Source organism: Corynebacterium kalidii, from assembly GCF_022869005.1.
Classification (GTDB): domain Bacteria; phylum Actinomycetota; class Actinomycetes; order Mycobacteriales; family Mycobacteriaceae; genus Corynebacterium; species Corynebacterium kalidii.
Genome location: NZ_JALIEA010000012.1, coordinates 184,209 through 196,479, shown reverse-complemented (window position 1 = coordinate 196,479; position 12,271 = coordinate 184,209). Strand labels below are relative to the sequence as shown.

Here is a 12,271-nt window from a genome sequence, read left to right as displayed (position 1 = left end):
GTGGATTTCCTACCTGGGAGGGTGATGACCCGACATGGCGGATGACGGAGCCGGGAGACCTCAACGGCCTTCGGTCACCCTCCAGCGGGCGACGGTCTCGTCGAGCCCGACACTGTCGACCGACCAGCACCGGAATTGACCGTCGAAGCCACGGAGCATTCCGAGCAGGCTCTGTCCGGGAGCACACTGCACCCAGTTCGTGACTCCCCGTTCGGTGACCCCCGCCATCCCACTGGACCACTGCACAGGCTGATCCGTGGACGCGACAAGATCCGACAGGACCGCCGCCCCATCGCGCAACAGGCGTCCCGAACAGTTGGCCAGCAACGGGAATGCCGGACGACCGGCGCGTATGTCCGCCACCGCGTCCTCCAACGCCGCCCGCGCCGGTGTCATCAGTGGACTATGTGCAGGCACCGCCACGTCGAGCCGGACGACCCGCTGCGCCCCTGCATCAGCCGCAGCCAGCCTCAGCCGGTCAAGAGCCGCATCCGATCCGGACACCGTGCACTGCAGTGGCGTGTTCAGGTTCGACACCCAGACTTCGTCGGCAGTCGCCGCCACCAGGCTGCGGACCGCTGCCTCGGACAGCCCGACGACGGCCGACATACCGTAACCAGCCGGTGCTGCGGCCGCCATCCGGGATGCCCGGACGTCGACGAGGCGCAGCGCATCACTGAACTCCAGGACACCGGCGGCCACTGCCGCACTCCAGGCGCCCAGGGAATGCCCCGCACCGGTATCCGGACGGAACCCCCTGTTCCACAGTGCGGCGTTGATCCCACTGTGCAATGTCAACAACGACAACTGCACCGCGCGGGTCCCGCGGAGGGACAATTCCGAATCAAGGTCCCACATGTCCTCACCGAGGACCGCGGAGGCCTCCGCCACGTGGTCAGCGACCTCGGGGAGTTCTGCCCACCGGTGCAGCATTCCGGGGCGCTGGCTCCCCTGGCCACCGAACAACATGACCGTCGTCATCGCAGGCTCCACAGGTTGCCGAGTGGAACCGGTCCATCCGCGGTACGCTCAACGGCCGTGTCCACTCCAGTAGCCAGTTCCTGCAGGCTGACTCCGCCTCCGGGAGTCTCGACAAGGGCATCGATCTCGACCCCGGTCTGGGCACTTATCTGGTCCAGCATGACCTGCATCGGTCGGGCCTCAGATGTGTCCGGGACGCTGTCCACCCGGATCACGAGGTCAAGGTCACTCGTCGACGACGCCGCCGGATGCCCGGTCGCGAGCTCGGCACCGACACTCCCCCCGGGCCCCCAGTCCCCCGGGAACGGCAGTTTCCGCAGCAGCGACAGGGCCCGGAACACCGGCAGGTCCCGGGGCGGGTTCCGTAGAACCAGGTCGGAAGGTCGGAGCACGCTGAGGCATGCCGAGGCCGGAACCTCGGTACCCCAGCGTTGATGTCGGTGTCTCCCCCGCACACCGATCGCCAGGTGCCCACCGTCAACTGGACTGGCGCGACGGATTACCGCCCACGGTGATGCGGAGAGGCTGTCGACGGCCCAGGGTTGTCCCTGTTCCGAAGCCCGCCCGCAGAGTTCAGTGACAGCATCGGGCGATAATTCGACGATGTCGTGGACGACGGCATTCACCACTGGTCATTCACCACCTGGCGGACTTTTCTCGACAAGGCTCGGGACTGGTGTGCCTGCTCGGACTCGAGACGACACCGCAGGTCCGTCGTCCCGCTGTCCCGGATATCCGTCAGAGCGCGCCCCAGGACGTCCCGGGTCGCGGCGACATCGGCGGCGTCCGGCGACGCGGGGTTCGCAGGGGACAATGACTCGAACACCCCTCCGAGTGAGGTGAAGGAGGCTCCGTCGAAGGCCATGGCCGGAACGGATTCGGCTGCAGCCTCCATCTCCTCCACTGACCGTCGGGTGATCCGTGCAGCGGCCTGCTTCCCCATCACCTGGACCTGGACATCGTCGTGCTCGAGCATGATGATCCGGTTCGCCTGCATCCCGGTGGACAGGAAGGCACCGGAGATCGCCTTGCCGACAACCAGGCTGATGACCGGTCGACCGGCGAGCCGGGTTCGCGCCAACGCATTGACCGTGGTCGCCATCGTGGCATTCAGTCCGAACTTCTCCTCGATGAATCCATACGCCTGACTGGGCACATCCACCACGATCACGAGAGGCATCTCGGGGTCCTCGAGGCCCGTCACCCATTCAGCGAGCTCAAGAGACTCGCGGAGACCGACCTCACCGTCCCTGGCCCGGGGGAACCGGCTCTCCGGATCCGGAACCACGGCGACCAGCGCAGCCGTCGTGCCGTCGTCCAGCACCGTACGACCGGTCAACAGTGATCCGCTGGTGTCTGCGCCCGTCGTGTCGAGGGCGGTGAACCAGACGGTTCCGTACTGGGGGGTGGCGTTCATCATTTGGTCCTCTCTGCGTCGGTGGCGGCAAGTTCCCGGGTGAGTTCATCGACCCGGTCTGCACGGTGTCTGTCGGTGGGCGTGTTCCACCCGCTGATCACCGCTTCCCGGACAGCGGCAGGCCGGTCTGCGACAAGTGTGTCCGCCCGGCCGGTGGCGACGCGGTGCTCCCCGCCAGTGACGGCCCATACCGTGCTCCGGTCGGCGGAGTTGAATTCCTCGATGCCCGCCTCGGTCTCGATGACCTCCGGGCCGTTGAGGGACAGCCGGCCGGCCCGGGTCATGATGATCCGGTCGCAGAGCCCCGCGGCGATCCCCATTCCACCGAAACAGCCGACCATGCCGGCGACGATGGCGGTGACCGGGACATGACGTTGCAGGGCGACGATGCCGGCATGGATCTCCGCGATGGCCAGGAGGCCGAGGTTCGCCTCCTGCAGTCGGATACCACCGGTCTCCAGCACCAGGATGACCTGTGTGGGGTGCCCGTTCTCCGCGTCGACCAGGGCTCGTTCCAGGACGGCGGCGATCTTCGCGCCGGAGACCTCGCCGATACCACCTCCCTGGAACTTCCCCTCCAGTGCCACGACCGCTGCGGGGACTCCGTCCACGGTGCCCCGCGCGACGACTGCGCCGTCGTCGGAGGCGGGGACGATGCCCTGACGTTCCAGGTGGCTGGATTCGACGTGGTCGGACGGCGGGAGGATCTCCCGGTAGGTTCCCTCGTCGAGGATCGTGGCTGCACGCTGCCGTGCATTGAGTTCGGTGAACGGCATACCGGCGGTACCCCTGGTCGCCTCGTCGTCCGGTGCCGCAGCGATCTCGAAGGCCTGGGACAGGCGGAGGGAGACCATACCGGGAGTCGCACCGAAATCGTTGATGCGCACATCGCAGGCGATTTCGTTCCGGCTGAAGAAAGCGTCGAGGACGCCACGCCAGGTGGTGTCGAACCCGTCCACCGAGGTACGGACCGTCACGGTGACGGTGTCGGACGACGCCGGTGGCGCAAGGGTGATCTCGAGGTCCCCGGACCCGACCACCCCTACATGGACGTCCGTGTCCACTGGAGTGGTCGCCGGGTAGTCAGCGGTGATGAGTTGCATGTCAGTTGTCCTTCGTCGTCAGAAATAGTGCACAGGCCAGCAGGTCAGCGCTACCGCCGGGTGAGAGCCTGCGTTCGGTCATCCGGGCGTCCAGGCGTGCGAGGGCGTCCTGGTCGAGGGACCCGGTGCAGAGGGCGTCCTCCAGAATCCGGGTGGATGCCTCGCGGACCATCTCCAGTGCCACGCGCCCACCCCGGTGGAGGAGACAGGTGTCGTCAAGGCTGCTCATGGAGGTGAGGAGACCGACCAGGCTGGCGTCGTCCCGGCTGAAACCGTCCTCACGCGCGGTGCGCACAGCACGCGTTATCGCCCGGACATGCGGGAATCCGTTGGCGGCCTCCGAGACAGCGCCTCCCACCCCGTACCTGTGGCGGGCACGCGCCCCCGGTCGCTGCCCGAGGTCGACGGCGCTGTCGTTCAGCGAGGCGATCTCGCCCGCGCGCCGGGTCACGGCGCCGACGGTGGCCGGGGAGCCCGCGGCGCGCAGCCCCGCCGTGGCGGTGACCATCAGCCCCAGGTTCCAGATGGCACCCCGGTGTGTGTTGACACCGCCGGTGGCAAGCATCATCTCCGCCTCGCCACGGCGCCCGACCAGGCCGAGGGTGTCGCGCAACTCCTGCCCGACCGGGAGCCGTGCCCCGTGACCGGCGAGTGCATGGAACGTGGGCTGCAGGACGTTGGCGGACCGGCACATGAGGGCGCAGTCCATGTCCGTGTGTCCACGTGTCCCGTCGGGCCCGACCAGGCCCGGTTTTCCGCGCAGCCGGACTTCCGAGACCAGGGCAGCGACCGCCGATGTAGCGATCTGCGCGGAGAGGCCCCTGCGTACCGCCGAGGACCGGGAGCGTGTCGTCGTGAGCGTAGTTGTCATGGAGTCACCAACTCCGGAACTTCGCGGGCGGATCGTACAAGCCCCCGGACCAGTCGACGAGTTCGTCGATGGAGTGAGCCGCCAGGAGGCTTCGGTTCGCCTCCGCCGGACGAACACCGATATCGGCGGGGAGGGCGAGAAGGCCGTCGCGACGCAACGCATCGACCTCCTCAGGTGTGGACCGCCGTCCCACCGGGGTCACCCCGGCGAGAGCCGAGACCACCCGTCGGCGTTCATCGAGACTCTGTGCCTTGTAGAGGTAGCCGACCCCGACCTCGGAGACGAGGTGGGTGAGATCGTCGCCGTAGACCATCACCGGCGCCAGGTCCATGCCGGCGTTGTCGCCGACGGCCACAGCATCGAGCTGTTCGACGAACTTGGGCTCCGAGCCTGCGTTGAAGGTCTCCGCGATCTGGACTACCAGTTTGCGTCCACGTTCCACACCGAGTTGTCCGCGCCCCTCCGAGAGGTCGAACCAGGCCGGCGAGGAATGACGACGGCCTCGTGAGTCAGCACCGAGGTTCGGTGCACCGCCGAACCCGGCGAGCCGTCCCTGGATCACCGTCGACGAATTCCCCTCCGGGTCCACCTGGAGTGTGGAGCCGACGAACATGTCGGTGGCGTACAGCCCGGCGGACTGTGCCGCCATTCTGTTGGATCGCAGACTGCCGTCAGGACCGGTGGCGAAGATGTCGGGACGTGCGGCGACATACCGGCTCATCCCCACTTCCCCGCCGAAGGCGGAGATCTGCTCGACCCAGCCGCTCTCGATGGCGGGGATGAGGTTCGGGTGCGGGTTCAGGGCCCAGTGCGTGCAGATCCTGCCTTTGAGTCCGAGTTGTTCCCCGTAGGTCGGCAGCAGCAGTTCGATGGCGGCGGTATCCAGGCCGACGCCGTGGTTCAGTGACGTGACCTGGTGACGTTCGTAGACGCCCCTGATGGTGAGCATCGCCAGGAGGACATGGACATCGGTGAGATCGCGTGGGTCGCGGGTGAAGAGGGGCTCCACCTCGAACGGTCGGTCGGCCTCGACGATGAAGTCCACCCAGTCACCCGGTACGTCGACACGGGGGACCTTGTCGACGATCTCGTTGACCTGGGCGATGACGATGCCGGATCGGAAGGCCGTCGCTTCGGTGATCGTGGGGGTGTCCTCGGTGTTCGGACCGGTGTACAGGTTGCCGTCGCGGTCGGCGGAGACGGCGGCGACGAGAGCCACTTTCGGCGCCAGGTCGAGGTACATCCGCGAGTAGAGTTCCAGGTAGGTGTGGATCGCCCCGACTTGGAGGGTCCCGTCATCGACGAGCTGGGCGACGCGGGCGGACTGTGGCCCGGAGAACGCGAAGTCGACCTTACGGGCGATACCGTCCTCGAAGATGTCGAGATGCTCCGGCCTGGCGATCGAGGAGAACAGCATGTGCAGGTCATGGATTCGTTCGGGGTCGACCTGCGCCAACGCCCGGGACAGGAAGTCCGCCTGCTTCTGGTTGTTCCCCTCCAGGGCGACGCGGTCGCCCGGTCGCATCACGGCGTGGAGGAGATCGACGGTCGAACCGGTCGGAACAATTTTCCCGGTGGCCAGGCCCGCTGCCTGGCGCAGTCTCTCCGCTTTGTCTCTGCGGCCGGTGTCCCAGAGTGTGGTGTTGTCTGTCATGGGTATTCCTTGTCGTTTGGGTGATGCTGAGCCGATCGGTCCGGTCAGCCGAACAGGGCACGGAAGAGGAAGTAGAAGACGGACGGGCCGAGGAGACAGCCCAGGCCGGTGTAGAGGCTGGAGGTCACCGCGCCGTAGGGGACCAGACGCTTGTCGATGGCGGCGAGGCCACCGGTGACCCCCGAGGTGGTGCCGAGCAATCCGCCGAAAGCCATCGCCGACTTCGGGTTGTCCAGTCCGATCCAACGGGCGACGAGCGGTGCCGCGATCATGGCGAGCATGGACTTCACCAGTCCCACCGCCACGGACAACGCGATGACCTCGGAGGATGCCCCCACAGCCGTGCCGGTGACCGGGCCAACGATGTATGTCGCGGCACCGGCGCCGATGGTCGCCAACGACTCCGCGTCGTTGTAGCCGAACGCGAGTGCCACTCCCGCCCCGACGACGAAGGAGACGACCATTCCGAAGATGAGGGAGATGACGCCCGCGGGCCCTGCCTTCTTCAGTTCGCGGACATCGACGCCGTACGCGGTGGCGACGATGGCGAAGTCCCTCAGCATCGAACCGCCCATGAGGGCGAGACCGCTGAAGAGACTGAGGTCCGCGAGGCCCTTGTCCCCGCCGGACTGCAGGCCCCCGAGGTAGGCGAGGACGAGACCGAGGAGGATCGCCACGGCCGAACCGGCGACGTGTCCACGGGTGAGGGTCCGTCCTATCCACCCGCCGACGAGCATGACCAGGCCGACCAGGGCGAAAGCGAACAGGAGCGCGTTGTCCTCGATGAGGGTGGTGATCGTGTCGATGATGTCGCTCATGTCAGGCTTCCTCGTCTTCCTTGTCGGTCAACGGGGGAAGGGGCTCTGAGACCGGGCCTATTTTGGCGACGGCGGGGACCAGTGCCAGTGAGGCGATCAACACGACCACGCCTGCGGCGATCGCCATGACTCCTCCGTCCACGGCGCTCCGTACGTTCTGGGTCATGGCCATGGCCACGACGATGGGGATGTAGATTCCCGACCAGAACAGGACGCCGCGCTCTGTGACTCTCGGCAGATACCGCCTGCTGCGGAGCCAGCCAGTGACCAGGAGCAGCACGATCATCGCGAACCCGACGCCTCCGACGTCCGCATCGACTCCAAGTAGTTGCCCCAGCAAGGTGCCGATCGCCTTCCCCACCAGCACGCACGCGGCGAGGATCGCCGTACCGTAGATAATCATTCTGCCTCCGGTTGATGTAGTGGTCTGTCATATCTCACGTTCCAGATGTGACCTGCGTCCCACTTTGCACCCGGGGTAGTTTTCTGGTCCAATATGAAAAATGACCGACTCATGCACATCTGCATTGATTCGCACCGCTCCCCGAGGAGGCTCCACCGTGACAGTTCCTGCGACGCCGACGTCCTCCCAGATCGCCGTATTGACTGGCGCACTTCCGGTACTCCGCGAACTGGGTCGGGGAACCACGCTGACGCAGACCGCCCACCTGCAGGGCCTGTCCCAGCCAGCCCTGAGCCGCATGGTGATGCGGTGGGAAGCGGAACTCTCCGTCCCTCTACTCCACCGGGTGGGCCGCGGTGTGGCACTGACCCAGGAAGGCCACGCCCTGGCCAATGCGGCGACAGATGCTCTCAGCGTGTTCGAGTCGTCGCTGGAACAGGTCTTGGATGAACGGGACGCCAGGCCGGTACGCCTGGGCGCCCTCCGGTCGCTGTCCGGGCGTATCGCCCCGCTCCTCGCCGACACACGGTCGCCGGTGAGCCTCAGCGTGTCGGAGGGGTCGGCGAGTTCGCTGCTCACACAGCTGGAGGCGGCGGACCTGGACGCGGTGATCGTGGGGCCCCGGCCCACCGGGAGGATATACAACTGGACGTTCCTCGCACATCAGCCGTTCCACCTTGTCGTCCCCGACGGCCACAGGTGCGCAGACCAGTCCTCGGTACGCTTGGAGGAGGTCGCCGACGAGAATTTCGTGGCGATGGACGCACACTACACGACCAGGCAGTTCGCCGATGAACTGTGCGCCGAGTCCGGGATTGCACCGGACATCACCGTGGAGTCGGACAATTCACATACCCTGAGATCGTTTGTGCAGGCAGGCGTCGGACTCTGCATTCTTCCGGCGGTCATGGCGGACGCGACCGGTGTCGTGTCGGTCCCGATTCTCCGGCCGGACGGGAGGCCGGCCGTCCGTGAGATCGGAATGGTCCGCATGGCCGGTCGGCGCCTCCCGCCTCATGTCCGGAGTGTTCTCCGCGAGCTGAGCGCGCTGTTCGAGGGCAATGCCGGACTAGTGCACGGATCGCATACATCCGCCTGAGCCATGCTCACCACCGTCGGAGGCACCGATCTGTCGCGGCCCGACGCACAAAGACCACCGTGGGACGCCCCCGTACCGTCCGGACATTCCGTCAGAGGTCCCGGAGCCGGAAGGACACCCCTGTGACGACCGGCACCCGGAACTTCTGCGTGCGCTCCTCATTCCACGTCCACAACAGTTCGAAGGACGCTTCCAGTGCAGTGAAAGCTAGCGTGTCTCCCCTGTCTGCGAGCATGACCAGGTGATCGGCACATTCACCGTCCCACCGCGAGACTATCTCCAGTCCTTCGCGGGTCACCACGCTGACTTCCGCCCGCTGACCAGCGGCACGATCCCATAGGTCCGGAATCTCGACTACCCTCCCCTCGATCCGCATCGGTCTCTTGCCGAACCTGTCGTAGATCCGTCGCGGACTGAGGAACCGGGGCGAGACGAGATCGAAGAAGACACCCCAGACTTCGATCACTGTCGCCGAACGTCGGGCGAAAGTACCTTCCCGTGCCGCAAAGATGATCTGGGTGCCCACCGTCAACTGCGTCAACGCCGCGGCTGCGCGGCCGTCAGCCCACTTCACCAGGAGATTGCACCCCCGAGGCAGCCCCTCGATCTGGATCCGGGTCTCTGTCCAGTCCGGGGTTTCCACAGGCGCTGCGCTTACGGTACCGATGTACTTCATGAATCGGACAGTAAGCATATGGACAGACGCCACCGCCTACGGTCCACACAGTTGTTCGACAGCTGCCGCGCCCCAAGCAGTTACGCTGTGCGACCTCCAGACGACTGCGAGGTCGACACAGTCCACGTCCATCCCGCCACTCGGCCGTCGCCCGGTGATCGTGCAGCACTGCGCCATGCCCGTCGGGTCGATCCGAGAAAGACATACTGTTCTAACACGTGGAGAATAGCGGCAGCGTGTCCGTGTCCACCGTACCGATCCTTTGGCGTTGCTCATCGAGACCGAAAAACGACTAATGCACGTGTTTCTCCCGTTCCCTGGGGAGCACTGCCCCTGTCACCTCGCAGAACCTTCGAACACTGCCGCCCGCAGGCACCCCCGGTGCACCGCAACGGTGTAGCGCCACCTCAGTACCTCCTACCCCACCGGCGCCGCCCTCCCCTACCCTCCGCTGATACGCCCCATCGCCTCGCGGAGCACCTCGGGTTCATGCCACAGTGGCAGCCGCAGCATGGTGCGTTGGCCGTCGTGCGGCGAGAAACTCGGCCCGGCGACCAGGCGGACCTGCACCCGCTTCGCCTCCTCCGCCAGTGCCAGGGCGTCCTGACCGGTGTCGACCCATAGGCCGGTGCCGCCGTGCACCGGCCGCCACGTCCAGTCGGGGAAGACCTCGTGCACGACTTCCCCGGTACTGCGCAACCTCGAGGACAGCATCTCCCGTCGTTCCCGGCGCGCCTCCCCGGCATGCTCCAGGAGTCGGGTGGCGACCAGCTGGCTCATCACCGGTGTGGCGAGGTCCTCGGCCTTGCGCAGCTCCAGGATCTGGCGGATACGCGTCCGGTCCGCCCGCACCCACCCGATGCGCAGCCCTCCCCAGAACAGCTTCGACAGGGTCCCGACCATCACCAACAGCTCATCATCGACGTGTCCGGCCAATGTGGAGGCGACCCTGCCGTCACAGGTCAGGTCGTAGGAGCAGCAGTCCTCGACCACCGGGACGTCCTCCCGTGCGGTGACCGTGCCGATCTCCCGGCGGACCGCGTCGGTCATCGTGGTCCCCGTGGGGTTGTGGACCCCGGTCTGGCAGTAGAGCATCGCTGGGTGCCGCGCCACGGCACGTCCCAGCAAGGCAGTGTCCAGGCCGTCCCGTCCGACCGGGATTCCCTGCACCTGCGCCCCGAGGAGCCGTAGCGCACCCAGTCCACCGCGGTAGGTGGGGTCCTCGACCGCCACCGTGTCGCCGGGGGATACCAGGCTGCGCATCGCGAGGAACGTCGCCTGCTGTGCACCGTTGGTGACCAGGACCTGCTGGGGGACGGTAGGGATGCCGTCGCGGGTCAGCCGGTCGGCGACCGCCTGCCGCAGTACCGGTAGGCCGGCCGGGAAGTACCCGTCGGTGTCCAGGTAGTCCCCGATCCCGGACAGGCCCACCGGCCCGGCGCCCAGCAGGTCGCGCACCACCCCGGAGGCCGGGAGTGCCCCGGTCGACAGGTCGATGACGCCGGGGGCGGTGCCGGTGAAGGAGAACAGCCGCCCGTCGGTCGCCGCCAGCGCCCTCCCCGAGCGGATCCTGGTCCCCGACCCCACGGCGGACGCCAGGTAGCCGCGGGCCTCCAGGTCGGCGAAAGCCACGGCGACGGTGCCGCGCGAGACCCCGAGGGCGGCGGCACAGTCCCGCTGGGACGGCAGGACGCTGCCCGCCGGGGCGAAGCCGGCGTCGATGAGTTCGAGCAGCGCCGCCGCCAGAGCGTCCGGGAGCCGGGTGCCGGGGCGGGCCCAGTCACCGAGCATACGGCTGAGTTCCGCCGCGTCCATCCTGGGTGCCATGGCTCCCAGTATCGTCCCCCAGCCGGCGGAATGGACCATTGCCCCGGAATTGGCACAGCGGCGTGAGCCGAAGCACACCTACGGTCAGGGGAACCGACCATGAAGGAGCACACCATGACCACTGTCGCCCTGCTGGGGACCCTCGACACGAAACAGGAGGAGTTCAGCTGGCTGCGCGCGCGGCTGCACGAGCACGGGACGGAGGTGGTCGTCATCGACGTCGGGTCCTTCCCGTCCGGCGGGGACGGTGTGGACGCCGGGGCCGGCGGGATCGGCGCCGACGTGACCTCCGACGAGGTCATCGCCGCGGCCGGGGAGGACGCCGCCGCGCTGCGTGCCCGGCGCGACCGCGGGGAGATGATGGACGTGATGGGGCGTGGTGCCGCCGTCGTCGTCGCGGACCTGGCGGCGGCCGGACGGATCCAGGGGTTCCTGTCGATCGGCGGGTCCAGCGGCTCCTCCGTCGCCGCACCCGCCATGCAGGCCCTCCCGGTCGGGTTCCCGAAGCTGCTGGTCTCCACCATGGCCTCGGGGGATGTCGCCCCGTACGTCGGTGAGTCCGACGTGACCCTGATGTATTCCGTCGTGGACATCGCCGGGATCAACTCGGTGTCGACGATGGTGCTCGGCAACGCGTGCGCGGCCATCGCCGGCATGGCGGCGGCCTACGGTACCCGGCTAACCGCCCCCACCGAGGACCACCGGCCACTGGTCGGCGTGACGATGTTCGGGCTGACCACCCCGGCCGCCGACGAGGCGCGGGCCACGCTCACCGACCTGGGGTACGAGGTGCTGGTGTTCCACGCCACCGGTGCCGGCGGGCGGGCGATGGAGAAGCTGGTCTCCTCCGGTTTCCTCGCCGGGGTCTGCGACCTGACCACCACCGAGCTCGCCGACGACCTAGTCGGCGGTGTGCTCAGTGCCGGCCCGGACAGGCTGGAGGCCGCCGGTGCGGCCGGTGTCCCCCAGGTCGTGAGCGTCGGGGCGCTGGACATGGTGAACTTCGGACCGCGCGGCACCGTACCGTCCGCGTTCGACGACCGCACCCTCCACGTCCACAACCCCACCGTCACGCTGATGCGTACCTCGGCCGACGAGATGGCCGAGCTCGGCCGCCGGATCGCCTCGAAACTCGCCGCGGCCACCGGCCCCGCCGAACTGTTCCTGCCCCTGCGCGGGGTCAGCGGTATCGACGTGGACGGACAGGCGTTCCGCGACGCGACCGCCGACGACGCCCTGTTCACCGCCCTGCGCGACGGACTGGACGGCACCCCGGTGGCCGTCCGGGAACTCGACCTGGCCGTCAACGACGCCGGCTTCGGCCGAACGATGGCCGAGGCCCTGCACCGCCGCATCACCGGAAACTGACAGAGTATGCCGGGCACCGGCACACAGTCCCCCACAGACACGAAGGAGAACACC

At 67.5% G+C, this 12,271-nt stretch carries 12 protein-coding genes; 2 read left to right on the top strand and 10 right to left on the bottom strand.

Going from position 1 to position 12,271, the window contains the following annotated elements:
• Positions 1-60: 60 nt before the first annotated feature.
• The 8 genes from MUN33_RS06675 to madL are packed head-to-tail and all read right to left on the bottom strand — an operon-like array spanning position 61 to position 7,247.
• Positions 61-981 carry an ACP S-malonyltransferase gene (locus MUN33_RS06675; protein WP_244804124.1) on the bottom strand — a complete coding sequence of 307 codons (921 nt, stop codon included), beginning with the start codon at positions 979-981 and terminating at the stop codon, positions 61-63.
• Positions 978-1,607, bottom strand: coding sequence for a malonate decarboxylase holo-ACP synthase (locus MUN33_RS14215; protein WP_369414942.1), 630 nt, complete (start codon positions 1,605-1,607; stop codon positions 978-980). Before MUN33_RS14215 ends, MUN33_RS06675 begins: the two co-directional genes overlap by 4 nt.
• Positions 1,604-2,401: a biotin-independent malonate decarboxylase subunit gamma gene (locus MUN33_RS06670; protein ID WP_244804123.1), complete on the bottom strand. Its 798-nt coding sequence runs from the start codon at positions 2,399-2,401 to the stop codon at positions 1,604-1,606. Before MUN33_RS06670 ends, MUN33_RS14215 begins: the two co-directional genes overlap by 4 nt.
• Positions 2,398-3,501 (bottom strand): biotin-independent malonate decarboxylase subunit beta, encoded by a 1,104-nt coding sequence (locus tag MUN33_RS06665; RefSeq protein ID WP_244804122.1) that lies wholly within the window; start codon positions 3,499-3,501, stop codon positions 2,398-2,400. The genes MUN33_RS06670 and MUN33_RS06665 overlap by 4 nt, the downstream gene beginning before the upstream one ends.
• Position 3,502: 1 nt before the next feature.
• Positions 3,503-4,372, bottom strand: a complete 870-nt coding sequence (locus MUN33_RS06660; RefSeq protein ID WP_244804121.1) for a triphosphoribosyl-dephospho-CoA synthase — start codon at positions 4,370-4,372, stop codon at positions 3,503-3,505.
• Between the two features lie 4 nt (positions 4,373-4,376).
• Positions 4,377-6,026: a malonate decarboxylase subunit alpha gene (gene mdcA / locus MUN33_RS06655; RefSeq protein ID WP_244804120.1), complete on the bottom strand. Its 1,650-nt coding sequence runs from the start codon at positions 6,024-6,026 to the stop codon at positions 4,377-4,379.
• A 44-nt stretch (positions 6,027-6,070) separates the two neighbouring features.
• Positions 6,071-6,844 carry a malonate transporter subunit MadM gene (gene madM, locus MUN33_RS06650; protein ID WP_244804119.1) on the bottom strand — a complete coding sequence of 258 codons (774 nt, stop codon included), beginning with the start codon at positions 6,842-6,844 and terminating at the stop codon, positions 6,071-6,073.
• Between the two features lies 1 nt (position 6,845).
• Positions 6,846-7,247: a malonate transporter subunit MadL gene (madL, locus tag MUN33_RS06645; protein WP_244804118.1), complete on the bottom strand. Its 402-nt coding sequence runs from the start codon at positions 7,245-7,247 to the stop codon at positions 6,846-6,848.
• 157 nt (positions 7,248-7,404) lie between these two features.
• Here madL and MUN33_RS06640 point away from each other — a divergent pair, with 157 nt between their 5' ends.
• Positions 7,405-8,346, top strand: a complete 942-nt coding sequence (locus tag MUN33_RS06640) for a LysR family transcriptional regulator (RefSeq protein WP_244804117.1) — start codon at positions 7,405-7,407, stop codon at positions 8,344-8,346.
• A 91-nt stretch (positions 8,347-8,437) separates the two neighbouring features.
• On the opposite strand, the gene MUN33_RS06635 is transcribed toward MUN33_RS06640, so the two are convergent.
• The gene (locus MUN33_RS06635) at positions 8,438-9,022 is read right to left on the bottom strand and encodes a hypothetical protein (protein WP_244804116.1); all 585 of its coding nucleotides are present in this window, start codon (positions 9,020-9,022) and stop codon (positions 8,438-8,440) included.
• 441 nt (positions 9,023-9,463) lie between these two features.
• Positions 9,464-10,849, bottom strand: a complete 1,386-nt coding sequence (locus tag MUN33_RS06630; RefSeq protein ID WP_244804115.1) for an aminotransferase-like domain-containing protein — start codon at positions 10,847-10,849, stop codon at positions 9,464-9,466.
• A gap of 114 nt (positions 10,850-10,963) precedes the next feature.
• On the opposite strand from MUN33_RS06630, the gene MUN33_RS06625 reads away from it, so the two are divergent.
• Complete coding sequence (locus MUN33_RS06625; protein ID WP_244804114.1) at positions 10,964-12,217, top strand: Tm-1-like ATP-binding domain-containing protein; 1,254 nt, start codon at positions 10,964-10,966, stop codon at positions 12,215-12,217.
• Positions 12,218-12,271: the final 54 nt, after the last annotated feature.